The 24,596-nt window shown below is 65.3% G+C and carries 22 protein-coding genes; 6 read left to right on the top strand and 16 right to left on the bottom strand.

The annotated features are described in order from the left end of the window. From QNO00_RS14690 to QNO00_RS14675, 4 genes are read right to left on the bottom strand one after another with little or no spacing between them, the layout of a single operon-like run. Positions 1–1,932 carry an IucA/IucC family protein gene (locus QNO00_RS14690; protein ID WP_284025090.1) on the bottom strand — a complete coding sequence of 644 codons (1,932 nt, stop codon included), beginning with the start codon at positions 1,930–1,932 and terminating at the stop codon, positions 1–3. A 2-nt stretch (positions 1,933–1,934) separates the two neighbouring features. Beyond that, entirely contained in the window at positions 1,935–2,516 is a 582-nt protein-coding gene (locus QNO00_RS14685; protein ID WP_284025029.1) for a GNAT family N-acetyltransferase, read from the bottom strand. After that, positions 2,513–4,024 carry a lysine N(6)-hydroxylase/L-ornithine N(5)-oxygenase family protein gene (locus QNO00_RS14680; protein ID WP_284025028.1) on the bottom strand — a complete coding sequence of 504 codons (1,512 nt, stop codon included), beginning with the start codon at positions 4,022–4,024 and terminating at the stop codon, positions 2,513–2,515. The genes QNO00_RS14685 and QNO00_RS14680 overlap by 4 nt, the downstream gene beginning before the upstream one ends. Next, the gene (locus QNO00_RS14675; RefSeq protein ID WP_284025089.1) at positions 4,021–5,499 is read right to left on the bottom strand and encodes a pyridoxal phosphate-dependent decarboxylase family protein; all 1,479 of its coding nucleotides are present in this window, start codon (positions 5,497–5,499) and stop codon (positions 4,021–4,023) included. Before QNO00_RS14675 ends, QNO00_RS14680 begins: the two co-directional genes overlap by 4 nt. A 333-nt stretch (positions 5,500–5,832) precedes the next feature. On the opposite strand from QNO00_RS14675, the gene QNO00_RS14670 reads away from it, so the two are divergent. Both QNO00_RS14670 and QNO00_RS14665 read left to right on the top strand, forming a co-directional pair. Then, positions 5,833–6,306, top strand: coding sequence for a hypothetical protein (locus tag QNO00_RS14670; protein WP_284025027.1), 474 nt, complete (start codon positions 5,833–5,835; stop codon positions 6,304–6,306). Between the two features lie 48 nt (positions 6,307–6,354). After that, complete coding sequence (locus tag QNO00_RS14665) at positions 6,355–6,660, top strand: hypothetical protein (RefSeq protein WP_229967899.1); 306 nt, start codon at positions 6,355–6,357, stop codon at positions 6,658–6,660. Positions 6,661–6,706: 46 nt separating this feature from the next. Here QNO00_RS14665 and QNO00_RS14660 read toward each other — a convergent pair whose 3' ends face one another. The 8 genes from QNO00_RS14660 to QNO00_RS14625 all read right to left on the bottom strand — a co-directional run bounded on the left by QNO00_RS14660 (position 6,707) and on the right by QNO00_RS14625 (position 19,450). Then, complete coding sequence (locus QNO00_RS14660; protein WP_284025026.1) at positions 6,707–7,636, bottom strand: NADP-dependent oxidoreductase; 930 nt, start codon at positions 7,634–7,636, stop codon at positions 6,707–6,709. Positions 7,637–7,686: 50 nt separating this feature from the next. Next, positions 7,687–8,973, bottom strand: coding sequence for a TspO-related membrane protein (locus tag QNO00_RS14655; RefSeq protein ID WP_284025025.1), 1,287 nt, complete (start codon positions 8,971–8,973; stop codon positions 7,687–7,689). 157 nt (positions 8,974–9,130) lie between these two features. Beyond that, the gene (locus QNO00_RS14650) at positions 9,131–10,036 is read right to left on the bottom strand and encodes an RluA family pseudouridine synthase (protein WP_284025088.1); all 906 of its coding nucleotides are present in this window, start codon (positions 10,034–10,036) and stop codon (positions 9,131–9,133) included. A 125-nt stretch (positions 10,037–10,161) separates the two neighbouring features. Beyond that, positions 10,162–10,692 (bottom strand): MarR family winged helix-turn-helix transcriptional regulator, encoded by a 531-nt coding sequence (locus QNO00_RS14645; RefSeq protein ID WP_284025024.1) that lies wholly within the window; start codon positions 10,690–10,692, stop codon positions 10,162–10,164. A gap of 127 nt (positions 10,693–10,819) precedes the next feature. Then, a complete protein-coding gene (locus tag QNO00_RS14640) occupies positions 10,820–11,731 on the bottom strand; it encodes a DNA-formamidopyrimidine glycosylase family protein (RefSeq protein WP_284025023.1) in 912 nt (303 codons plus the stop codon). A gap of 62 nt (positions 11,732–11,793) precedes the next feature. Next, the gene (locus tag QNO00_RS14635; RefSeq protein ID WP_502863395.1) at positions 11,794–16,902 is read right to left on the bottom strand and encodes an Lhr family ATP-dependent helicase; all 5,109 of its coding nucleotides are present in this window, start codon (positions 16,900–16,902) and stop codon (positions 11,794–11,796) included. Positions 16,903–17,000: 98 nt separating this feature from the next. Continuing rightward, positions 17,001–18,482, bottom strand: coding sequence for an HNH endonuclease signature motif containing protein (locus QNO00_RS14630; protein WP_284025021.1), 1,482 nt, complete (start codon positions 18,480–18,482; stop codon positions 17,001–17,003). A gap of 575 nt (positions 18,483–19,057) precedes the next feature. Continuing rightward, complete coding sequence (locus QNO00_RS14625; protein WP_284025087.1) at positions 19,058–19,450, bottom strand: DUF4232 domain-containing protein; 393 nt, start codon at positions 19,448–19,450, stop codon at positions 19,058–19,060. Between the two features lies 1 nt (position 19,451). On the opposite strand from QNO00_RS14625, the gene QNO00_RS14620 reads away from it, so the two are divergent. Then, positions 19,452–19,817 (top strand): hypothetical protein, encoded by a 366-nt coding sequence (locus QNO00_RS14620; protein WP_229968007.1) that lies wholly within the window; start codon positions 19,452–19,454, stop codon positions 19,815–19,817. An 11-nt stretch (positions 19,818–19,828) separates the two neighbouring features. Here the strand turns inward: QNO00_RS14620 and QNO00_RS14615 are convergent, their stop codons facing one another. After that, on the bottom strand, positions 19,829–20,590 hold the full coding sequence (locus tag QNO00_RS14615) for a YcnI family protein (protein ID WP_284025020.1): 762 nt from the start codon (positions 20,588–20,590) through the stop codon (positions 19,829–19,831). A gap of 135 nt (positions 20,591–20,725) precedes the next feature. Beyond that, positions 20,726–21,181, bottom strand: coding sequence for a 23S rRNA (pseudouridine(1915)-N(3))-methyltransferase RlmH (locus tag QNO00_RS14610; protein ID WP_229967916.1), 456 nt, complete (start codon positions 21,179–21,181; stop codon positions 20,726–20,728). A 61-nt stretch (positions 21,182–21,242) separates the two neighbouring features. On the opposite strand from QNO00_RS14610, the gene QNO00_RS14605 reads away from it, so the two are divergent. Both QNO00_RS14605 and QNO00_RS14600 read left to right on the top strand, forming a co-directional pair. Then, entirely contained in the window at positions 21,243–22,121 is an 879-nt protein-coding gene (locus tag QNO00_RS14605) for a patatin-like phospholipase family protein (protein WP_284025019.1), read from the top strand. A 75-nt stretch (positions 22,122–22,196) separates the two neighbouring features. Further along, positions 22,197–22,631 carry a DsrE family protein gene (locus QNO00_RS14600; RefSeq protein WP_284025018.1) on the top strand — a complete coding sequence of 145 codons (435 nt, stop codon included), beginning with the start codon at positions 22,197–22,199 and terminating at the stop codon, positions 22,629–22,631. A 98-nt stretch (positions 22,632–22,729) separates the two neighbouring features. Here the strand turns inward: QNO00_RS14600 and QNO00_RS14595 are convergent, their stop codons facing one another. Then, positions 22,730–23,005, bottom strand: coding sequence for a hypothetical protein (locus QNO00_RS14595; RefSeq protein ID WP_229967922.1), 276 nt, complete (start codon positions 23,003–23,005; stop codon positions 22,730–22,732). 298 nt (positions 23,006–23,303) lie between these two features. On the opposite strand from QNO00_RS14595, the gene QNO00_RS14590 reads away from it, so the two are divergent. After that, positions 23,304–23,855, top strand: a complete 552-nt coding sequence (locus tag QNO00_RS14590) for a hypothetical protein (protein ID WP_284025017.1) — start codon at positions 23,304–23,306, stop codon at positions 23,853–23,855. 51 nt (positions 23,856–23,906) lie between these two features. Here the strand turns inward: QNO00_RS14590 and QNO00_RS14585 are convergent, their stop codons facing one another. Then, a complete protein-coding gene (locus QNO00_RS14585; protein ID WP_284025016.1) occupies positions 23,907–24,503 on the bottom strand; it encodes a hypothetical protein in 597 nt (198 codons plus the stop codon). Between the last annotated feature and the right edge of the window lie 93 nt (positions 24,504–24,596).

The raw sequence follows: 24,596 nt of genomic DNA, 5'->3' as shown, positions 1-24,596 counted from the left end.
TCAGCGGCGGAAGCGTGCCAGCGGGTTGTCCAGCCGGCCGGAAAACTGCAGCCCGCCCGACGGATCGCTCAGGTCCAGCATTTGCTGGTTGTTGCGCAGCTGCAGCCGGTTCAGGCAGGAGAGGACGAAATCTTCGGCGAAGAGATCGTGGGTGGCGAACTCGGCTGCCAGTTCCGGATGCGCGTCCTGGTACTCCAGGACCACCGATGCCACGGTTTCCCAGAACTTGCCGGTCTCCAGCTGCCCGTCTTCCTCCAGCAGGGCCGCCAGGAAGCGGAAGATGCAGTCGAACACATCGGTGAAAATCGAGAGGACCTTGTCGTCCTGCGGGATGTCTATCCGTACGCGGGTGCAGTCCTCCGGCAGGGGAGTGCGGTCGCCCATCACCACGATTTCCTCAGCAATGTCCTTCATGATCGTCCGCTGGACTGCTCCGTTCCGGAGCACCATGATCAGGTTCTCGCCGTGCGGCATAAAGGCGAGTTCATAGGCATAAAAGCAGTGCAACAGAGGCACCAGGTAGGCCCGGAGATACTGCTCCAACCACGCCTGGGCGCCGAGTCCGGACTGCTCGATCAGCGCTGAGGCCAGCGGCCGGCCGCCGGCATCGGTGTGCAGCAGGGAGGCCATGGTGGCCAGCTGCTCACCGCTGTCCAGCCGTTCGAGAGGACTCTCCCTCCACAGGGCGGAGAGCATCTTGCGGTAGGCCGAGCCCTTGGGGGAGCCGGCCTCGAAATAGCGGTTCGTGTAGCCGACTGCGGCATTCTCGCGCAGGATGCTGAAACCGGCCGCCTGCAGGGTTTTGTCGTTTCGGACCAGACCGTCCAGCCAGTCGTTGATGGCCGGGGTTGCCAGCATGTATTCGGGGGAGAGGCCGCGCATAAAGCCCATGTTCACCACGGACAGTGCCGTTTTCACGTAGCACCGGTCCGTCCGGTCCCGGTTGAAGAACGTCCGGATCGACTGCTGCGCCTGATACATGTCGTCGCCGGTTCCCAGATGCACCAGATGCCCCTGCGCAATTTCGGCCGCGAAGGTCACGGTGAGCTTATTGGTCCACTGCCACGGATGGACGGGCATGTACAGGTAATCGGCGGCATCGGCTCCGAGGCTCCCCAGCCGGGCGTCAAAGCCGGCGACGGCGGCGGCACCCAGCTCGTTCTCCAGATGGGTCCGGTAATCCAGGCCGGGGAGGGAGGTGAAGACGGAGCGGTCGCGGCGGACGGCGATCCACTCCAGATGCACGGGAGCTCCTGCTTCCGGTGCGTAGGCGAGGTAATCGTCCGATCCGAAGCCGAGCCGGCCGTTGTTGGCAACAAAGCAGGGATGTCCCTCGATCATGGAACGCTCAACCGCCTGGAAATCGGCGGCGGGATCCAAGCCCTTGGTGGCTCCGCGGGCCAGTGCGTCCGACGACGGCGCACCCGGGTAATTCTTGAAGGCGTGGGAGGCCAGCGTGCTGCTGATTTCCTCGAGGTAGACGGGCAGCATCTGGTCGTTGATGCCCAGAGTGGCGGAGAACTCGGTGATGAAAACCAGTGCGTCCAGCGACGTTTCAGTTCCTCCGGCAAACCGTTGGATGCTCGCGGCGGGAATCGACCAGTGGTCAAGTTCAAGCAGCCGGGCGGCAAAGCGGTACTCGGCACCGCCGTCGTCGGACACCAGACGGTAGGCGGCCTCCGTGGCCCGTGCCGGTCCTGCGGCCATGACTGCCGACGCCCGTGTCGTCGCCGGTGCGGCCGCGGTGTCTGCCGCCGGGCTGACCGGTTCCGGGGCGAGGATGCGCTCGTGCGAGAACTCCGCCAGCGCCTTGCGGATCAGGTGCCGGTTTGCCGTGGTCCACCGCTCGGGTGTCAGGTGTGCGGTCGTCGAACCGGCGGGGGCTTCCGCGGGGAAGTCGATGGCGTCAGATGTGGTGTTGGAAAAGATCATGGTCACGGGGCAACTCCTGAAACAGCGTCGGTGGGGTGTGCGGCGGGGACGGCGGCGTCGGCAGACTGACGGCTGCGGGCATAATCCCCGCGGGTGCAGAAGCTGAGCAGGGCGTCCTTGTCCGGAAGGGAGATGGTCTTGGCCGGTACGAAGCCCATCCGGGCATTCAGCGCGGCGATTTTGGTGTTGCGGACGTCCGGCTCCACGACAATGCGTTGCGTGCGCTCCTGGGCGAAGAGGAAATCCAGGACGGAGCGGAACACCGCCGTGGTGAATCCGGATCGCGGCTGTTCCGCCGGGCCCACGAGGAGGTGCATGCCGGTGTCTCCGGGCCGCACTTCATAGAGTCCGGCCAGCGGCGAGTGTGCCGGGGCGTACGATTCCATCAGGAACGCCGGTGTGCCGTCCTCCAGTCCAAGCCAGGCATGGTGATGCGGGTCTTCGGCTATCCGGGTGTATTCGGCTTCCACCTCCGCACGCGAGGCAGTGGTCATGCCCCAGAAGCGGGCGTAGTCGCGGACCATCCAGTCATGCAGCAGCGGTGCGTCACGGGCGGCATGCACCGGAACGATCGTGAAGTTCATGCCGACACCCGGTCGCCGTCGGGCTGCCGCACGGGGGATGAGGGGGAGGCTGCGGGGGAGTCTGCGGGGGAGCCTGCAGTGGAACTTGCGGGGGAGCCTGCAGCGGAACTTCCTCCGGCCGGCACGCCAAACTCCTGGAAGGCGATGCTGCGCTCCACGGGGTAGTGCTCGCGACCGAGCATCTCCCGAATGATGATCGAGTTCCGGTAGGCGGCCATCCCCAGGTCGGGGGTGACGAAGCCGTGGGTATGCAGCTCGGCATTCTGGACGAAGATCTCGCCCGCAGCGGTGCCGATCCCGTAGTTGCGGTCCACATCGAACCGGCCGGCGGCGTCGCGCTTGAGGCGCTCGCCGATTCCGGCCAGGAACTCCGGTTCCCGGTAGGAGTAGCCGGTGCCGAGGACGACGGCGTCGGTCTCCAGCAGGTGCCCCCGGTCCTGTTCATCGTGGTGCAGTTCCAGGGTGTGCCGGCCGGTTTCCGGATGATAGCGGGCCGCGCGCAGCTCCAGGTGGGTCAGCAGCCGCGTCCGGGGTTCTCCGTTGAGGCTCAGTGCATACAGGGTGTCGTAGATTTCGTTGATCAGCTCGGAATCGATGCCCTTGTAAAGGTTCTTCTGGGTGGCCACCAGAGTGTCCCGGGTGGTTTCCGGAAGGGCGTGGAAGTAGTCCACATACTCCGGGGACGTCATTTCCAGGGTCAGCTTGGTGTACTCCAGCGGGAAGAAGCGCCCCGACCGGGTCACCCAGTTCAGCTCGTAGCCGTGAGCCGGCAGATCCTGAAGCAGATCCAGGTAAATCTCCGCGGCACTCTGGCCGCTGCCGACCACCGTGATGCTCGAGCGGGACTGCAGCTCGGCCTTCCGCGCCAGATAGTCGGCGTTGTGCAGCACCAGGCCTCCGGCGTCGGTGATGCCGCGGGCTGCGGGCGGGATGTGCGGGGATGTTCCGGTGCCCAGGACCAGGCGGCGGCCGAGCCGGATCCGGGGTCCGCCGGGACCGTCGGTGTGTACCGCGTACACGCCGTCGTCGTACCGCACCCGGGTCACGCGCTCGCCGAAGTGCACGTTGGGCAGCGCATCGGCCACCCACTGGCAGTAGGCGTTGAACTCGGCCCGGAGCGGATAGAAGTTCTCCCGAATGTAGAAGCGGTACAGCCGCCCGGTTTCCTTCAGGAAGTTCAGGAACGAATAGGGCGACGTCGGATCGGCCAGCGTGACCAGATCCGCCATGAAGGGGACCTGCAGGTGTGCGGAGTCCAGCATCATTCCCGGATGCCAGTCGAAGCCGGGCCGCTGGTCGACGAACACCAGGTCCAAATCGGCTATCGGCTCCGTGAGTGCGGCGAGTCCCAGATTGAAAGGCCCGACGCCGATGCCGACGGCGTCGTACACGTGCCCCTGCGGCGGCGCTGAGGGTGCCGGAGAAGTTGAGGGTGCCAGGGAAGTTGACGGTGCCGGAGAACCTGACGGTGCCGGGAGGGAAGAGTCGAAGGGGGCGGCGGGGTTCATGCGGCGGCTCCTGCCAGGTAGTTGTCTCCGGCGGTGCGGATCAGCGCAAGGATTTCGCTGACATCCTCGAGCGTGGTTTCGGCGTTGAGCAGGGTGAATTTCAAGTAGTGGCGGCCGCCCAGTGTGGTTCCGGCAACCACTGCTTCGCCGGAGGCAAAAATGTCCTTGCGAATGCGCTGGTTCATGGCGTCGGCGGTGTCGGCATCCACGCCGGCGGGAAGGTAGCGGAACACCAGGGTGCTGAGCTGTGCGGGTGCCGCGAGGTCGAAGTCGGGGTCGGCGGACAGGATGCCGGAAACGTCGGCGGCCAGGTCCACGGCCGCGTCGAGAAGGAGCCCGATGCCGTCGGCACCCATGAGCCGCAGGGTGAGCCAGAGTTTCAGCGCATCGAACCGCCGAGTGGTCTGGAGGCTCTTGTCGACCTGGTTCGGAACCAGTTCCCGGGCGGCGCTTTCCGGATTGAGGTAATCCGCATGGAACGTGACATGCCCGAGCATCGCGGTGTCGCGCACCAACAGCGCGCTGGAGGAAACGGGCTGGAAGAACGTCTTGTGGAAGTCGACGGTGACTGAATCGGCGGCATCGATGCCGTCCAACAGGTGCCGGTGCCGCAGGGAGGTGATGAGCCCGCCACCGTAGGCGGCGTCCACATGCAGCCAGGTGTCGTGCTCGCGGGCCAGGGCCGCGGTGGCGGACAGCGGGTCGATGCTGCCGAAGTCGGTGGTGCCGGCGGTGGCAACTATGGCCATCGGAGTTTCGCCGCGGCCGATGCTGGTCACCAGGGCCCCGCGCAGGGCCTCGGGATCCATCCGGCGGGAAGAGTCGCACGGAACGGGCACGACGGCGTCGTACCCCAGTCCCAGAAGCGATGCGGACTTGGAGATGCTGAAGTGGCTGGCCTCGGAAGTGAAAATACGCAGGCCGTCCAGCAGTGCCGGAAGCCGCTGGCCCTCGTGGCGCGGATCCAGCCGCAGCTTGGACACGGCGGAATTTCGGGCGATCAGCAGGCCCTGCAGGTTTGAGGCGGTGCCGCCGCTCGTAAAGACTCCGTCTGCGGCGGGGCCGAGTCCCAGCCGCTCAGTTGTCCAGCGGATCAGGCGCCGCTCGATCAGCGTGGCGCCTGCGCTTTGGTCCCATGTGTCCAGCGAGGAATTCACGGCGGACAGGATCGCCTCGCCCACGAGTGCCGGAATAACCACCGGGCAGTTCAGATGCGCCGCGTACTTGGTGTCGTGGAAGTACACAGCGTCCTGCAAATAGGCTCCGGCAAGTTCCTGCAGTGCTGCTGCGGTGTTCGGCAGCGGTGACTCCAGGTCTATGCCGTCCACGGTTGGTGCCAATTGTGCCGGAGTGGTTCCCGTGAACGGTTTGGTGGTCCCAGCGACCGTCGCCGCCACCAGGTTCACGCCCTGAACGACGTCGGCGGTGTAGCGTCCGGTGGTCCGCGCGTTGAACAGGTGGCTGGCGGCGGCCATTTCCAGTTCGACCTGCGCTGCCAGGTCTGCGCGCTCTTCAGTGTGGTGCAGCAAGGTCACTGCGACTCCCTCGGTTTTAGAGTAGATAACTCAGGCAACCCTTACTTAGGGTGACCTTTACGTCAAACTAATGTGACGTAATTGCATTTCGACCCGAAATACCGCGGTTTATGGCTAAAATTACGCGCGGAACAAGGAAGCTTTTTTGCCCCGGAGCGGTCCGGGTGGTGCTGGAACCGGGATGTCAGTAGGCTTACTAAAAAGGTCTGCCGAACCTCCCAGCTGCGATTCGCGGGGGAACGGCGGGCGCACGCAGACGGAAAGGCAGAGTTGATGGACGAGCAGAGCATTCCCGATCCCGAGCTGGGCAACGACCCCGCACTGGCCGACGATTTTGTCGACGTCGTAACTCCGGACGAGGTCGCCGACGTTCCGCTGGACGATCTGGCGGACGCTGATGACCTGAGCAACGCTGATGAGTTCATTGACCCCGAAGACCTGAGCTATCCGGGGGCGGCGGAAGACAATCCGGACCGTTGGCAGGAGGACCCTTTGGTGAACGAAGAGCCGCTGGCGAACGAACCGGGCACGCTGTCGGACCAGACCCTGAGGGACGAAACCGCGGAAGAGCGCTTCGAGGAGGGGGACTCCCAGGTTCCTCCGGAGGTCCCCACCATTGGAGAAGCGGCCCTCGACGTCGACTTCGACGATCCCACCTCTGCGGATGAAGAGGACGGCAGCGACGACCCGGCGCACCTTGGCGGGGATCCGCTCGCTGACTTCGATCCGGAGAACCGCGAACTCTGAGGAGCTGCTCCGGCCGGGAAGATCGCAGGGACCGTCTAACCTGTGTTTATGCCTTCTTTTCGAGCCCAGCTGAACATCACGGGGCTGAAGCCCGGCATCCGGCCTGAAGCGGTGATGGAGACGGCAGTTGCCGCGGTGGCCGCCAGCCACCATGTCGAAGCCAACCAGCTCGATATCGTCAGCGGCATACCGCGCATCACCCTGCGGTTCATGGTTCCCGATAATGAATGGTCGTTGGAGAACTCCCAGGCGAAGCGCGCTGCAGCCAATATGCGTCATGCCGTGGACGGTGTCGCCGAGGCAGAGCGGCTGCGTGTCCTGCGGCGGCAGCGGGGCCGATGGGTTTCGCTCTGACCCGGCTCGGATATCGGACCCGACCGGGCTGGAAGACCCGACTGGGCTAGAAGAGCAGGACCAACCGGCCGCGGACACCGCCGGCTTCGAGCCGGCGGTGCGCCTCGGCGGCCTTGTCCGCCGGCAGTCGATCAGCCACCCGGAGGGTCAGCGTGCCGTCCTCAGCGAGGCGGCGGAGCGCCTCCAGCTTTTGGCCCGAATGGTATTCGTCCCGTACGGCAATGGCATGCACCGTAATGCCGCGGCCCGGGTCCTGCTGCCACCACCGATAAGTGGCGAATCCGCCGCCGTCCTTCACCGCGGAGACGGCCTTTTCATTCATCACTGCGGCATCGGCGACGGCGTCGACTCCGTCCGGGAACAGCTCACGGACCTGCTCCGCGACGCCGTCACCGCGCTCCACCACGTAGTCCGGTCCCAGATCGGAGACCAGCGTGCGGTCCTTTTCGGCGGCGTCGGCCACAACCACCAAGCCCGCCTGCTTGGCCAGCTGCACGAGGTAGTTTCCCAGGGTTCCGGCCGCACCAGTCACCGCGAGTGACTGTCCCGGCTGCAGACCCAGCTTCTCGAGGGTCTGCACCGCCGTCAGCCCGTTCATGGGCAGAGTGGATGCCTCCGCGAAATCCCTACCCGCCGGAATACGTGCCAGCGAATCGGCAGGCGCCACCAAATACTCCGCATAGGCTCCCCGGTGCGCTCCCAGCGGCAGGGCGATGGACATGACCTTGTCGCCGATCTCCCACCCGCCGGCGTCGTTCGATTCGTCGATGATTCCTGCCGCGTCCATGCCGGGAATCGCCGGGAATTCAAGGTGTCCCTTGCCCTGCCCTCCGCTGCGCAAGACGGTGTCCGTCGGACTCACTGCCGCTGCTTTGACCCGGATGCGCACTTCGCCCGGCCCGGCATGGGGCTCGGGAACGTCCAATACGGTCAGGGCCTCCGGGCCGCCAAACTTTTCCACGCCGATGATCTTCATACCCGGCGGCAACGAACACGGATGCCGGAGTATTCCTTCCGGGCCACGGCCTACGCTTCTTCCTCCGCTGGCGGCTCGGCTTCCTGTTCCTGCTGGGGGTGACGTTCGTTCCACCGTCTTTCATGGTCCACCTGATGGCGGCGGGATCCGGCCGAGAGCAATACAAGGAAGGCGGAGCCTGCGGCCGCAGCACCAATAACCATCGATCCCGGCGTGCCTGTCAGCCGTTCCAAAGCCACGCAGGACAGCCCCCAGGCTGCGGCCACCGCCACGGCCAGGTGACCGCGATCCGTCATGCAGACCACTATGACGCCCATGGTCACCGTCACCAGTCCGATCAGGGCCCAGGCGACACCGCCCCAGCCGGCCAGATCCGCGTTCGTGCTGGTCAGGATGTGGGCAGCGGATGTGGTCAGCGAGAAGATGCCTGCGGCGAAAAACAGTCCGAGGGGGACATCGGTCACCCACCCCTCCGTCCGGGTTGCAGGCGGAATGCTATTGCTCCGGTGAATGCACAGCAGCCCCAGTGCTACCTGGGCGACCGCGACCGCCAGCACACCTGCTGCCGTTCCGGCCGAAACGGCCAGCAGCCAGCCGAACGCCACTAATTCGGCTGCCAGGACAAGCCAGCCAAACCAATCGTGCCGCGAATTGGTGCGCTGTCGTGGAAGCCATTGGTAGACGGCGTATGCAAGCAATCCTGCGACTATCGGCAACCAGAGCCACCACACCATCGCTGCGGGAGCGAGCAGCGATCCCGTCGGGTCCAGGGCTCCCTGCAGGCGGGCGGCGGCCGATTCATTGTCCGCACTCACTGTGAACGCCGTGGACCATACCGCCCCTGCGGTTGCTGCCGACACGGCGACGCGGCGGATGAGCCGGACCGGGATGGCAGCCCGGCCTGACCTTGGTGACCGCGGCGGGTTCACCGTGCCGGTGGCCGCAGGATCAGACACGCCTTCGGATCTATCCGGCGCCGTTCCCCCGCGGTGCAGTTCAGCCGGCTTTCCTGCGGGTCCGCGTTTCGGTTTGGGCAGCGGCGTCCGTTTGGGCAGGTGTGCCGGCTCCGCTGGCTTCACCAGCCGTTTCGGAGCTGTCTTTCCGCTGGTGCCTCGCAGTGGAGGGGCCGGATCCGGAACACCCTGCGGATCGGGAAAGGACTGTGCATCCTGACGGTGCTGAGCATCCGGAGCGTTCAGGTCCTCCGGGCCGTGCTGTGCATCCGGGCGACGCTGCTCCACCGGACGACGCTGCTCCACCGAACCGCGCTGCTCCACCGGACCGCGCTGCGTCTCCGGGCCGGGCTGCGGTGCGGACGGCTTCGACGGCGGATTCATCAGGGTCCTTCCCTGGGGAGAGCGTCCGCGGGCACTGCCCTGGACGTTTGCATCCAGCCTACCCATTGGCAACCCTAAACAGGGAAGAAATTCCTTACCTGCCGAAAGGCTGCAGGTGCGGTCCCCGCGGCCGGTCGTTTTGGATGATCGGGGCCCCTTAGGCCCCCGGCGCGAAGGCCAAGGAAAGACCGCTCTGGTACTGCACCGGCCGCTTCGTCAACGGATCCACAAACTCCACCGAGCGGGCGAGCAGCTGCAGTGGCCGAGAGTAGTCATCCTGCGCCTGGGGCAGCAGCTCCGGGTAAAAGGAATCGTTCAGGATGCCGATTCCCAGCGAGGCCATGTGCACGCGAAGTTGGTGCGTTTTGCCGGTGTGGGGCTGCAAGCGGTACCTGCCCACGCCGTCGTGCGCTTCCATGAGCTCGACACGCGTTTCCGCATTCGGCTCGCCCTCCACCTCCTGCGCCAGCAAATAGGTGCGCGACTTGATCATGCGGCTGCGCACGATCCGCGGCAGCTCCAGATCGGTGCGCACCGGTGCTACTGCCTCGTACTCCTTGGAGATGCGGCGTTTTTCGAACAGCGTCTGGTATTTTCCGCGGGTTTTCGGATTTGTCGAAAAGAGCAGTACGCCTGCAGTCATCCGGTCCAGCCGGTGCATGGGAATGAGGTCGGGAATGTCCAGCTGCACCCGAAGCCTGACCAATGCCGATTCAGCCACGTACATCCCGCCGGGCGTAGTCGGCAGGAAATGCGGTTTGTCGACAACCAGCAGGTCCTCGTCCTGGTGCAGGATGTTGATCTCCACCGGCAGCCGTTTTTCGGGCGGCAGTTCCCGGTAGTACCAGATGAACGTGTGCTCGTTCAGGGGGGTGCGGTCGGTCAGGGGAATGCCGCCCAGGCCCACGACCTCGCCCCGGGTGAACCGGTCCACTATTCCGTCCGGATCCACGTGGCCGAAGCGGGAGAGCACGTAGTCCATCGCAGTTTCCCACGGGCCTTCAACCGGCAGCCGCAGACGGGTCGCGTTCACGCCGTTGCGCACGGGAAGGGGAGATGACATCACCCTTCAAGACTACCGAGTGCGGAAGGGGGCGGCCGACGACGGCGCCGGGCGCAGGAGGCCAGCTCACCGTCCATCCGGGGCACCGGCCTGTGAGCGGGCCGGTGCGGGTCAGTCGGGAGGGTTCAGGAAAGCGGGGTGTGGGGTGCAGCGCAGATGACGGTTTTTTCGTCCAGGGCGTCGGTTATCCGCTGGAGGAACCCGGCAATGATCTCCGCTTCCTCCGGCGACAGGGAGGCGGCTACCGCCATCATGCGCTCGTGCATCGGACCAAGAAACTCCCGCATTTCCGTGTCCGACTTCTCAGTCGGGACGAGTTCCAGCGCCCGTCGATCGGTGGGGTGCAGCCGCCTCTCAATGTGCCCGCTGCTGACAAGGCGGTCGATCAGAGCAGTGGTGGACGCAGTGGAAATGGAGAGCAGGCGGCTCAAGTCCGTTGGTCCAAGAGCGATTCCCTGCTGGTGGGCACGCATCAAATGCCGGAGCGCCTGCATGTCTTTCTCATTGATGCCCAGCTCTTCGCGTGTCCGCCGGCGCATTTCCTGTTCCGCAGAGCGGTAGTCCCGCAGCGTATTGAGCACGGCCCGGGCGGGCTCCTGTTCCGGCCGGGTCGGATACCAGAAGCCTGTCACTCCGGAAGGGGAGGAAGGGTCCATACGGCTCATAGTACGGTGTGCCGGCTCAGAGTACGGTTTGCGGGAATCGGCCGCGGACCGGCCGGTGACCGGCGGGGGGCTAGGCGGGCCGTCGGCCGCGGACCGTTGGGGGACCGGCGAGTTACAGCTAGGCGGGCCGAGTACCGGAGACGGGTTGGCAATGCGGACAGTAATACAGATCCCGCAACTCCAAGGCATTGTCTCCGACCAGTTCGTGGGCAACCTTCGTTCCGCACCGCAGGCAGCCGCGGGTCTCGCGGTTGTAGACCCACAGCGGATCTCGTCCCATGTTGCCGGTTGTGATTCTGCGGCTGCGGGCCTTGTTGGCTTCGAGCAGCCGCTTGGACAGATCAATGATGCGCTGCAGGTTGGGGACCTCCCCCACAGGTGTCAGCGGATGGACTCCGGCCAGAAAACAGATTTCACACCGGTAGACGTTGCCGATCCCGGCCAGATTGCGCTGGTCCAGCAGCGCCAGGCCGATGGGCCGTTCGGGAACCGATTGGATTCGCCGCAGGGCCTCGGACGCATCCCAGTCCGGACCGAGCAGATCCGGACCGAGGTACCCGACGGCGTCGTCCTCTTCGCTGCGGGGAAGGGCCCCCAGGAAACCGAGGTCAAAGCCGACAATCTGCTTAGTCGACGTCTCCAAAATGCAGCGGGCCTTGAACGCCGGCCGCCGCCACCGCTCGCCGCGGTTGTAGACGTGCCACAACCCTTCCATCTTGAGGTGGGAATGCAGGATCCAGCCGGTGTCCGCAGCATTCGTAGCTGCAGAACCCGCAGTTGCCCGCCCCGCAGTTGCCCGCCCTGCGGTTACCCGCGCCGCTGCAGCGTCCACACCTGAACCGTCCACATCTGATCCGTCCAAGCGGATCAGCAGGTGTTTGCCGCGGGAAACGACATCGGCAACTGTGTGGCCGGAGAAATCGGTGGTCGCGAATTTGGGAACGCGGATGTCGCACCGGGTGAGGGTCTGCCCCGCCAGGACGGTATTGAGCTCACGGGCAGCCCGCCAGACGGTATCTCCTTCAGGCACTGTCTCCTCCCCGGCCGGGCCCGGCCGCGCCGGCTAGCGGTCGCGGTGAATCAGACGGTGAATCAGACACGGTAGCGCAGCCCCTTTGGCGTCGTGTAAAAACCGGCGTGCGTGAGGGCACGGGCAGCGTCCGTGTCCAGGATGTCCACCCCGTTGACCTTCTCTATAGCCATCTTTTCCGCGGCACCCCTGCGGATAATACCCACCAAAGCCTCGGCTGAGAGCTCAAGGGCAGCAGGATCCTCGGTGAAGGAGAGCAGGGTTTTCCCTCCGCGTTCGGCATAGATGGTCAAATCTCCGTCCACCAGCACTACCAGGGCACCGGCTTTCCGGCCGGGCCGGTGTCCGCCGTCGAGCGCGGGCCAGGGCAGCGCTGCGCCGTACGGATTCGCCGGATCCGTGGCAGCCAGCGCCACAGCCGTCGGTTCCGGCTTCCGCAGCTGTGCGTCCTCGGAAAAGGACCGCAGCCGGTCGACAGTGGCTGGAACGGCAAACTGCGCGGCTCCAAGTTGTTCGATGAAGTATCCGCGCCGGCAGCGGCCCATCTCCTCAAGTCGTGCCAGCACCTTGTACAGCAGGCCGAAGCCGCCGGGTGTTCCCTCGCTGGCGACAGAACCGCGGGTGAGGATGCCATAGCGGTCCATCAGCAGCTCGGCTGTTGCATGCGCGTGGATGGTGGTGTCAGATTCGACCGGAGGCAGCATGCTCCAGCGCCCGGCGACCAGCTGCGGTGCGTTCCGCAGGGCAGCGGGCTGGCTGCCGGCGGCCAGGCGCATCGACCCTCCGGTGAGGGACGCGCCGGGAGCGCGGCCGATCCTGCCCAGCCGCGCGGTGCGGGCCCGCGGAGTGGCGGCCCGCTGTTTGTGCGCCGTCTTGCCGCCGGAGAGCAGGGAGCGGACCGGGGTGAAGGTGTCATTGGTGATCCGCCCGGACCAGACCAAATCCCACAGGGCACCGATGACATTGGCATCGGAGGATTGCGAACCCTGAGCCGCCAGGGCATCCACCAATTGGCGGAAGAAATAGGCTCCGCCTCCGGACAGGAGGTTCAGCAGCTGCAGCTGCAGGTCAGAGGGGTCAAAATCATTTGCGGGATTCAGGGTCAGGGGTGCGTTTTCGGCAAGGTGCAGAGCAATCCAGCCGTCGTTACCGGGCAGTGCGCCGGTTCCGGACCAGAGGACTTCTCCGGTGGCAGTGAGCTCGTCCAGCATTGACGGAGTGTAGTTCCGGACCCGGGAGCCCAGAATGAGCGGTTCCCATGCCGATGCCGGGATGGGCACTCCGGAGAGCTGGTCGATCACGGTGGCAACGCCGTCGAGCCCGCGCAGGGAAGAGCCGATGTTTTGCCACACCGGCAGGAATCTGGCGTACGTCGCCGGATCCACCGGCTCCACTTCCGACCGCAGCGCGGCCAGCGACCGGCGGCGCAGGCGGCGCAGCACGTCGGCGTCGCACCATTCGGTTCCGGCGGGGATGCCGGGCACGGTAAGCACCGCACCCGGCGTGCTGTCGACTCCCGCTGCGGTGTCCAGAATGGAGGTTTCCGCCGGCCGGAACTCGCCTTCCACCACCCGTCCTTCGCCGGCGAGCCGCTGAAGCGTTCCGGTGACGACGGCGACGCCCAGCCCCAGCCTCGCGGCGGCTTCCGCGGCGGTGAACGGCCCGTGCGTGCGGGCGTACCGGCCGACGAGGTCGCCCAGCGGATCGGCGACGGGCTCAATGAAGGCCAGCGGAACACCCATGGGCAGCGGAACGCCCAGGGCATCGCGCAGTCGGGCCGCATCCTCGATCGCCGCATAACGGGACTGCCCGGCGACGCCCACCTTGAGGGCACGGTTCGAACGGACCAGCTCCTCAAGGAGCTCGGACGCATACTCCGGAGTGGCAGAGTGGGCGGGTTCCGTGTGCTCAGCTGGCGTGTTGTGGTCCTGCGGGACGGCCTGCTTTGCTGACACCCCGTGTCCCGGCCCTGTCGCGAGCGCCGCTGACGTGGCGCCGTCGTCGTTCTGTGCGGCGGGATCATGCTGTGCGGGACTGCTGTCGGCTGCCGGTGGCTGCAGCCGGGCTGCCGTTTCGGATACCGTGAGCGGTCCCAGCAGCCGGAGCAGATCAGCGACTCCTTCAATTCCCCGGACACGGCGGTCTGCTGCCAGGCGCTGCAGCTCACGCTCAACCTGCGCGATGATGCGCGCATCGAGGAGCTCGCGCAGTTCTGCCCGGCCGAGCAATTCGTTGAGCAGCGTCGGATCCAGCGACAGGGCCGCAGCGCGGCGTTCCGCCAGCGGCGAGTCTCCCTCGTACAGGAACGCGCCGATGTAGCCGAAGAGCAGCGACCGGGCAAAGGGCGACGGCGAGGGGGTGGTGGTTTCCACCAAGCGGATTTCGCGCCGCTCGATTCCGGCGGCGATGTCCTTCAAAGCGGGCAGGTCGTAGACGTCCTGCAGGCATTCACGCACCGTTTCGAGCACGATGGGAAAGGTCGGGTACTTCTTCGCGACGTCCAGCAGCTGTGCCGACCGCTGCCGCTGCTGCCACAGCGGACTGCGCTTCCCGGGATTTTGCCGCGGCAGCAGCAGTGCCCGTGCGGCGCATTCACGGAACCGTGAAGCGAACAGGGCCGATCCGCCGACCTCTGCCGTGACTATCGATTCGAGTTCGTCCGCCTCGAAGAGGAACAGTTCCGCCCCCGGAGGTTCGTCCTCCATGAGCGGCACCCGCAGCACGATGCCGTCGTCGGACGCCATCGCCGAGCCGTCCAGCCCGTACCGCTGATGCAGTCTTGCCCCCACAGCCAGAGCCCAAGGGGCATGGACCGGCATTCCGTACGGGCTGTGCAGGACAACCCGCCAGTCTCCGAGTTCGTCGTGGAAACGCTCCACCACCAGCGTCCGGTCATTCGGCACCACGTCGGTGGCCTGCTGCTGATCACGCAGGTAGGTGATGAGGTTTCCGGCCGCCCACTCATCGAGCCCGACGGCGGCGAGGCGCTCCCGGGCTTTCGCATCGTCGCTGCCGGACATCTCCCGGACGAAGGCGCCGAGGGCCCGGCCCAACTCGACCGGCCGGCCCAGGGAATCTCCGCGCCAGAAGGGCAGCTTTCCGGGCTGCCCGAAGGCGGGGGAGACCAGCACCCGATCATGGGTGATGTCCTCGATCCGCCAGCTCGTGGCGCCCAGGGCGAAAATGTCGCCGACCCGGGATTCGTAGACCATTTCCTCGTCGAGCTCTCCGACGCGCCGGCTGTTTTTGCCCTCGGAGTCGCCGACCAGATAAACGCCGAACAGGCCGCGGTCCGGGATGGTTCCGCCGGAGGTCACCGCCAGCCGCTGCGCTCCGGGGCGTCCGGTGATGGTGCCTTCGGTGCGGTCCCAGACAATACGCGGTCGCAGTTCCGCGAACTCGTCGGAGGGATACCGCCCGGCCAGCAGATCCAAGGTGGCATCGAAGGCCGAGCGCGGCAGCCCGGCGAAGGGTGCGGACCGGCGGACGACGTCGAACCATTCCTCCACATCGATCGACCCCAGAGCAGCTGCCGCCACGGTCTGCTGGGCGAGGATGTCCAGGGGATTGGAGGGGATCGACAGAGGCTCGATCTGTCCGGCAAGCATGCGTTCGGCAACAACAGCGGAATTGAGCAGGTCTCCGCGGTGCTTCGGAAACATGACGCCTTGGGATGTTTCTCCCACCTGGTGTCCTGCGCGGCCGACACGCTGCAGCCCGCTGGCCACCGAAGGTGGGGATTCGACCTGGATCACCAGGTCCACGGCACCCATGTCGATGCCCAGTTCCAGTGAGCTGGTCGCCACCACGCAGCGCAGTCGTCCGGATTTGAGGTCGTCTTCGATCAGGGCGCGCTGGTCTTTCGAAACCGAGCCGTGATGGGCGCGGGCCAGCAGGAGGTTATTCTCATCCGTCTCTGTCTGGGGTTCCGGTTCGCGGTAGCGGATGGACACTCCGGCCTGCGCCATCAGCTGTGCGGGGGGACGAGTCGCGGATGGTGCCGCGCTCCGGGTGCCGTCATTCCGGTTGGTCCCGGTCATGCCGTCGGTCCCGGTGGCAGCGGCCGCCGCTTCCGACAGTGCGGCCGCCTCCTTCCGGAACGCGTGAATTTCGTTCAGTCTTGCGGTCAACCGCTCAGCCAGCCGCCGGGAATTGGCGAACACGATGGTGGAGCGGTTGGCCTCGACGAGGTCCACGATCTTTTCCTCGACATGGGGCCAGATGCTGGCCTGCGGCGCGTATCCCCCCTCAACGGTGTCTTCGGCTGCAGGCGCCCCGCCCAGGTCCGACATGTCTTCCACCGGAACAGTCACGGTCAGGTTCCACGATTTCGTGGAGGACGGTGCGACGATGTGGACCGGTGCATTTCCGCCCAGGAAGCGGGCGACGGTTTCGTGGGGTTCCACCGTCGCGGACAGTCCGATGCGCTGGACCGGTTTGTCCAGCATTGCGTCCAGCCGGGCGAGAGTTACCGCCAGATGTGCGCCCCGCTTGGTTCCGGCGACGGCATGCACCTCGTCGACGATGACGGTCTCCACTTCCGCCAGCGTTTCCCGTGCCCGTGATGTCAGCATAAGGAACAGGGATTCCGGAGTGGTGATGAGGATGTCCGGCGGGCGGGTCAGCAGGGTCCTGCGTTCGTTCTGGGGGGTGTCTCCGGAACGGACTCCCACGGTGATGCCCGGTGTGGGCAGGCCCAGACGTTTGGCGGTTTGGGTGATGCCGATCAGGGGAGAGCGCAGGTTCCGTTCCACGTCGACGCCAAGCGCCTTCAACGGCGAGATGTACAGAACCTTTGTCTTGCGCTTGGGCTCAGCAGTTCTTTTGCGTCCGGGTACTTTCGCGGACTTTCCGCCTGGAGCTGGAGCTGGAGCTGGAGCTGGAGCTGGAGCTGGAGCTGGAGCCGTTGTCGTAGCGGTAACTGCTGTCGCATCAGCCGCGGCGGCGGTTCCGGCGGCTGATGCAATGAAACTGTCCAGGGCCCAGAGAAATGCCGCCAGCGTCTTTCCCGAACCTGTCGGTGCAACGACCAGCGCATTCGACCCCTCGGAGATGGCCTCCCACGCTCCGGTTTGCGCAGGTGTGGGCGCATCAAAAGCACCCTCGAACCACTCCCTGGTGGCGGGGGTGAACTTCTGCAGCACCGAAGCTCCCGATGTCATGAGAACCATTGTTCCGCACGGCCCTGACACTTTTGACCCATGGGCGCGAGGTTTGGCTGGAGGCCGAATCCCGGAGGGCTGATCCCCGCAGTTACCTGATCCCGCAGTTAGAGGGCCGGCCCTCGAGATATCCGGGTCGTGTCCATCCGCCGTTGCATGCAGCCGGAGCCGGAGCCGGGGTCAGCACGGAAGAAGGTGTTCCGCAGGGGAATCCGATCGGGGTCCACGTACGACGGGGGAACGAACCATGGCACGCCCGACTTCACCTCGATGCGCCAGTTCTCCTTATGCACCTCGTGGTGGTGATGTGAGCACAGCAGTACCCCGTTGTCTGCCGATGTCGGTCCGCCGACATTCCAGTAACGAATATGGTGTGCTTCGGTCCATGGTCCGGGAATTGTGCAGCCCGGAAAAGCACAGCCTCCGTCTCTGGCGTGGAGCGCTTTTCGCAGGTGCGGCGGGAAGAGCCGCTGTGCCCGGCCAATGTCCAGAATTCTGCCTTCACCGGACAGGACGACGGGCAACAGGTCAGCATCACAAGCGAGTTTTCGGACGGCAGCTGCCGGAACAGGTCCGGAGAACGCAAAGTTTCCCGGCCGCACTGAATGACTGGCGGGCTCCGGGCCGTCCATGGGTTTGAGTACCGATCCGAAATCTAATTTCTGCAACAGAGATGCCGAATCGATCGTGACCAGCACCTGCGGCCGGGTTCCTCCGGAGGCGGGGACGCCGCCGGTCGAGAGGGCAGCTTTCGCTGCGTCCACGAGCCCTCCGAGCAGGCGCTGCGGGCGGGTACTACGGTTCAAGCGGGAAGCCGTGGCTGGGTCAGGTGGTGTTCCATCCCCGCGTTCGGCAGACCCGGCGATTACTGGGTCCGGTGCAGAGCCATCCGCTACCCGCGGCCCTGCAGCGGCATTCATCACGGTCAGCAGCGTTTCGTGCTGGTCATCGGTGCAATAGATATTCAGATGGTTGAGTCCGTTCTTCTTCCGTCCGGAAAATACCCCTTGGAAGCGGCGCAATTCCTCGTCCGTGGGTTCGGCGCCGTCCTGGTCAACCAGCAGCACCCATCGGCGGGCCGCCCGGACAAGGAAGTCTCCGTCTTGGCGGGCAGCCAGGGCAGAGAGGTCCGCCTCAATGGCTGAGGCGACAGAGGCCTCCGTGCGATGCCGGATCTCATCAACGGCATTCGCGACAACCATGGCGCCGGCTGAGGAGATAACGCCGCAGGCCGTGGCTTCCGCGAGCGCCGGCAAAGCGGCCGGAACAGGCTGCCCGCTGGCGCTGATCGACGGCAAGAGACTGGCAGCCAGCCTCAGGCGCCTTTGGGCTTCGGCGCGGTTGATACGGAGGCGGCACCGCATGTAGTCGGCAGTACTGCGGAACTCCCTGCGGACTTTTCCGGCCGCCTGCTCCGTACCGGATTCCGCGCAGAAGTCCGCCGGCTGTGCCCAGGTGTTGTTCCATGCGGGCTGGCCATCGGCGGGTGCGGGCATAACCGGGCTGTTGGCACCGAAGGCTTCGGTAACCCGGTGTGTCTCCAAGGCTTGAGCGCAAACAATCTGCAGATAGTCCACCGTTCGCGACATCGCTTCAACATCTGCAGCCAGGGCGGCTGCTTGTCCGGTGCTTATCAGCGCGGTCGCCCGTAGGGCATGGCGGCGAAGATCATCGAGGTGCTCGCTGGCTTTCGCTATGGAAGCAAGGAAGCCACCGACGCTGGTGAAGTTGCTGGCTGCAGATGTGCCAGGGGAGGCGTCATCGACTGCTCCCAAGGCTCGGTCTGTCTCGGCAACGCCGGCTGCCTGCGTAACGTCTCCGAAGGCAGTGTTAAGGGGAACCGCACCGGCTGATCTCGGTCCGGCGGATGCTTTCATCCCGGCAACTGTCTCCATGAACCAATTATTTCGGAATCGATGGGTTCAGCCTGAAAGACCTTTTCATTTGTGGAGAAGTATCTTCGCGAAGGCAGCTGTGGAGGAATGGACGGAGTCATCAGCGGGCAGAGGAGCCATTCCGGCCACTGCCCAACCAGCCCGCGCCCGAACCCAGTGGGCCTGACGCCAATCCGATCAAAAACCCAGCGGGCCTGACGCCTTCGGCGCAGAACCAACGCCAGCCAGCGCCCGGCCCAACCTCTGCCAGCGCCAGCCCGCGCCTGAACTTACCGCTTCTGCAGAGGACCGACGCTCAGCAGCTCAACATTGGGGTTTTCGCAGGCGACAACCTCGTGCTGGATGCTCACCGATTCAAGATCCTCCGGCGGATATACGAGCAGCTGTGTTGCCGGATGCGCCACACAATCTGCGCCGTAGTTTTCCGCGCGGGTCTCGCGCAGTTCCGCAACAGCTGACTGGCCCGGCTCCAGGACCTGCGCACCTCCGACAACAGCTCCGCCGGCAGATCCGTCTGCCCGGACAGCTGCTGCTCCGATTTGCTCACCCGCTGCATCGAGGTAGGAAACACCCGGATAACCCGGCGCGGCAGTGCACGCTGCCTCAGACATGTTGGTCAGCACCAGCGTGCGGTAAACACTGCCGGCAGCTCCACCCCCAATAGTGTCTTCGATTGACCCTGCCAGATCAGCGGCGGCACACGAGCCGGGACCGGCAGGGGATTCCGGAACCGCAGCAGCCGACGACGCCGTCGGCGCCGCAGTGCCGGGGGCGGAGCTTTCCGGGGCGCTCGGGGCGGTGGAGGCGCTGGCGGGGGCGCTCGGCGAGGTGCTGGCGGGCGCGGACGACGACGGCGACACAGACGCCGCGCTCTCCTCCCCGCCGGAGCCACAGCCGGTGAGGGCCAAGATGGCACCAAGGGCCAACGCTGATACTGACGAGGACTTCCACGGCTGCATGTTCATAGCCTCACCCTCGCGGCAACGGTGGGCAGAAGCAATTTCGCCCCGCCAGCGGCACGCCAAATGACGCCGCAAACGTTACGCTTTCCGCGTGCGGAACAGCGCCACCGCCCCCAGGATCAGTCCGAGAACTCCGGCACCCAGACCTGCGAAGCCGGCGATTGCCGCAGTTTCCACATCGTCCTCATCCACGGCATCGTCCCGGTCGTCGACGTCAGACGTGCTGTCCTCGCCGCCCTGGGAACCGCCCGAGGAGCCTTCAGTGCCACGCTCCCCGGATTCGCCATGCGCCCCGGATCCGCCGGATTCCCCGGAGACGGTGAGCATCGGAGCCGGCGACTCGAGGTCGGCGTCGGACTGGCCCTCTGCCGGAAGCTGGGCCCAATCCGTTTCACCCTCCGCGCAGGACTGGAGCACGGGGAAGGCCAGTGTTTCTCCCGCAGCATCCGGAAGCTTGACGGTCAGCTGGAAGGTGTCCCGGACGCCGTCAGGCAGGGGTTCAATCGCGGTGAAGACCACTTGGCTCGTCCGTGAACCGATGCTCGTGCCGTTGTCCAGCACCCGCGGTTCGGCGAAGTCCTCGGTGACCTTGCTGATCTTCCACCCGGGATGGGCGGTGGGGGTTGCATCGGTGATCTGATCCGGGAGGGTGACGGTGATCGCCGTCGTCGGCGAACCCTTGCAGCCGTGGGAGGTCTCAAAGGTGAGCAGCGCAGACTCGCCGGCCTCCGTGGAATCCGGATGAACGTGGACGTGGGCGGATGCCGCACCAATGCCGGCAGCCATAAGGGCGGCGGTGGCCCCGGCAGCAGTCAGGGAACGGACGAAGCGCTGACGCATGGTGTTGGACCTTTCGGGCGCAAAAGCGCGGAAACAGTGCGGGGGCCAGGCCCGCAGCCAAGGGTTTGGGGGGTCAAAAGGGTAAAGACAGCGCTTCCACTGTACCGGGGAAGGGCGCTTCTCCCGTGCCGGCTGCTACTCGTGGTGGTAGGGGCGTCCGCCGGCGATTTCCTGCGCCCGGTAGATCTGTTCGGCAAGAATCAGACGCACCAGCTGATGCGGGAAAACCAAAGGGGACAGCGACCAGATGAAATCGGCGCGGGCATGCACGCTCTCATCCACGCCGTAGGCGCCGCCAATGATCAGCGTGACATTGCGGGAGTTGTCCAGGGGTTTCTGCAGCGTTTTCGCCAAGGCCGGAGAGGTAATTGCCTTGCCCCGTTCATCAAGCAGAATGACGTAGTCGCTGCCGAGCTTCGCCAGCAAACGTTCGGATTCCTCCTTGCGGGCGGCGTCTCCCTCGCGGGCAGAATGAGGAATCGAGACCCAGGTCAGGTCGAAGGGTTTTTTCAGCCTCTTCTCATAGCGGCGGATACCGTCAACAACCCAGTCTTCGTGCTTCCGGCCAACCATCAATACGCGCAATGCCATGCCTCCATTGAATACCCCCGCCCCGGAACCCGGAAAACCGGCTCAGGTTTAGACTGCCGGCATGACAAACACGAATGAGACGCGTGCAGTGGTTCTTGGCGGCGGGGGAGTGGCGGGCATCGCCTGGGAGATGGGGGTCCTCACCGCCCTGCTCGAGCACGGCATCGACCTGAACGACGCCGATCTGGTGATCGGCACTTCCGCTGGATCCGTCGTCGGGACTGTGCTGCGGTTCGGCGTCGTGCGGCACATGCTGGAAGCCCAGCTGCGGAAGGATGATCCGGCGGAAACCGATATGGAGCAGGGGGAGTTTTCCCATTTCAGCACTGAGCAGTTTCTGAACATGATGGCCGAGGCCGCCCGCGGACCCGGAGGGGAACAGGAGGCGAGAGCGAGGCTGGGCAAGGAAGCACGTACCGCAGGCAAGGGGCTTTCCGAGGAAGCCTGGGTGCGCACCATTCGATCGCTGCTTCCGTCTCAGGACTGGCCTTCCAAGGCGCTGAAGGTGACGGCAGTCAACGCCGACGACGGCGCGTTCACGGTCTTCGACGCCTCGTCCCGTGCCGAACTGGCCCTGGCCGTGGCGGCCAGCTGCAGTGTTCCGGGTGCATGGCCGCCGGTCACCATTGCCGGCGCCCCTTATATGGATGGCGGCATGCGCTCCGCCACCAACGCGGACCTGGCCGCCGACTGCGGCAGGGTCCTGGTGCTTTCCTGCGCTCCGGAGGCTCCGGAGAGTCCGTTCGGGCCCACGCTGCCCCAGGTGCTGGCAAGCCTGGAGGGCCGCACAGACACGTTCCTGATCGAGGCCGACGACGCCAGCCTGGCGGCCTTCGGAACCAACATGCTGCTCCGGTCCACACGACGTCCCGCGGCTCTGGCCGGACAGGAACAGGGGAGGAGCCTGGCTGACGCGGTTAAGCGTTTCTGGGATTCCTAGGGACTTCGCCGACGACGGCGGCGGCCGGCCGCGTCCGCCCTGTCACCTGCCGGCGGGCAGGGGGAAACTGGACGGATGGAACCAAAAGATGCGCACAGTCAGAACTCCCGGCCGGAGGCTCCCCTGCCCAGCCAGGGGCCGCTGAACCAGGGGCCGCCGAACCCGGGACTGCCGGGCCTGGTAATCCACGGCTCCGGTCCGGACAGCGGAACCTGGCTGGCCGGGCTGCTGCGCAGCGCAGTTCGCGCCCGCAGTGCCCTGGGGTCCGAACGGCCCCTCGAAGTGGTGGTTCAAGGATTCGGAGTTCGGCTGCTGCGGCTGGGGATCGGAGACCCGAGTGTTCTGGATGCTGCCCTGTCGGGCGACATTCACGTCCTCGCCTGTGAAAACAGCATGAGCCGTGCCGACGTCCACAAAGATGAACTGCACCGCGGCGTGGAAACAGTGGATGCCGCCGTCGCACATCTGGCCCGCAGACAGTGGGAAGGCTGGGCCTACGTCCGGCTGTGACTTGGCTGCGACCCGGTTGCGACCCGGCGGTTGCGAGCCGGCGGTTGCGAGCCGGTTGCGACCCGGTTGCGACCGCGCGCTGCCGAATTGAAACCGGATTAGACCCGCTGCGGCGGGAGCTTGGTCTTGGGCCGCCCCTCAGCTTTTCCGCCTTCGACCCCGCCCACAATTCCGGTGTCCCCGATGTATCTCCGTCCGGATACCTCGTTCCATCGCCAGGCCGATATTTCCTTCCGAACCAGCCAGCGGTTCTCATCCACCGCTTCAAGAACGACCAGAGTTCCGCCCTGGGTCACCTGATAGCAGTACCTCAGCTCTTCGTTGTCGTCGAGCTCTTCAGCGGGTCCATCGGCTCTGAGTATGCGCACAGACATTGCGGCCTCCGTCGCTTGCGCCGGCAATCCGTGGTTGCCGGTCTGCGGCCCAGAATAAGCCCCGGAGCCGATACTGGGAACAGGATTCTAGGCGCAATCCGGTCCGGTGCTCCGCGGATCGGTGTGGGCCGGCATCGCGGCGCAGCGGGGCTGGGCGGGGGCGGAACTCCACCCTGCCGTTCCTGCGCCGGAATTGCCGGAGATAATGTCATCTATTGCGCCAACACAAAGCCCAAGCTTCCCGAGTCCAACATTTACCCGAGTCCAGCATGCAGCCACGATAGGCAGACCAACACCAATGTCTCCAGCGCTCCTCCTGCGAATTATTCTGACGACAGTCACGACGCTTGCCATTGCAGCGGTTGCCCGGTGGGCACGGAAGCACCCCAACCGGTCCAGGGAGCACCCGGAACGGGTCCGGATGCCCAAGGTGGTGGCACTTGTCGGGTGGCTCTTTGTCTGCGTGGGTCTCCTCATGGGTCTGGTGGGCTTCGCCTCGCCCGAGGGCCCCCTGGGGGCTGGGATTGCTTCGGTGGCAATAATTGCCGGCGGAATGGCCTTCGTGGCGATGTACCGCAACTTTTACGTGGTCACCTACGCCTATGAAGTGGTTTTTCGCAGCGTGCTCGGCAAGGAACGCAAAATCCCCTACAGCGAAATCCAGCACTATCATTTGCAGACGATGAAAGGGCAGCGGTTCTTGACGGTTAAATCCATTCACGGCGTCAAGCTCAGCCTGAATATCGATGCTTATGACATGAAGCCATTACTGCGGGCCATCGATTATCACCAAGCCACAGGCTGCTGGCCGGTCCGCGTCGAAGCCGGGACGCCGGACTTCGGTTACTGACGTTCAGTGCAAGGAATGACTGCACCACCCGGGGTCGGGGGGGCTCAGCGGCTAAGGATGTGACCCGCGACGGGACGCCAGTGGAATGAATACCGCGTAGAACGCACCCCAGCAGATCCAGAACACGGTCGAGATGCGCCGTTCAGAGACGCCAGGGAACCTGCGGCGAACCATAGCGGCAATCCCGGATACTGCCACCGTCACCACCATGAACCGGATCATCCGGCCGGGCACACTCCAGGCGAGGAACGCCACGAGCGAGGTCCGCTGCAGCCCGGCAGCCCGCGCGTAGAGCTTGTACGGAACTCCGCGGGTGGGGCCCCGCAGCAAAGAAGCGGCCCCGGACTCGGCGATCTCCTGCTCCACCTCGCTGATCATGACATCCGTGACCGCCGGAACTTTCACCAACGCCTTACGCGAGGTATTTGCGGCTACCTTGAGGCACCACCAGTATGTCGCTGCCCCTCCGGCCATTGCGCCGCCGAGGGCTGAGACCGTGGTGCCGAGCGCGCGTTTCGGTCGGCGCAGCCCCACCCAGGATGTCCACACATCGGGGACCACAAAAAAGAACGTCGCTTCTGCGAAGCCCCAGGCGCCGGCGATTCCGTGGTCCCGCAGGGCGTTCCTGAAGGGTGATTTGCGCCTCATGCTTACACTGTAATTGATCGCGGGTTACTGCCATTTCCGCCGCTCGGCTCGCACTAGCGTATGAGTTGCAACAGAGGGCCAAATGAACGGACA

It is taken from the genome of Arthrobacter sp. zg-Y1219 (assembly GCF_030125545.1).
In the GTDB taxonomy this organism is placed as follows: domain Bacteria; phylum Actinomycetota; class Actinomycetes; order Actinomycetales; family Micrococcaceae; genus Arthrobacter_B.
This window is presented reverse-complemented; position numbering and strand designations above follow the sequence as displayed.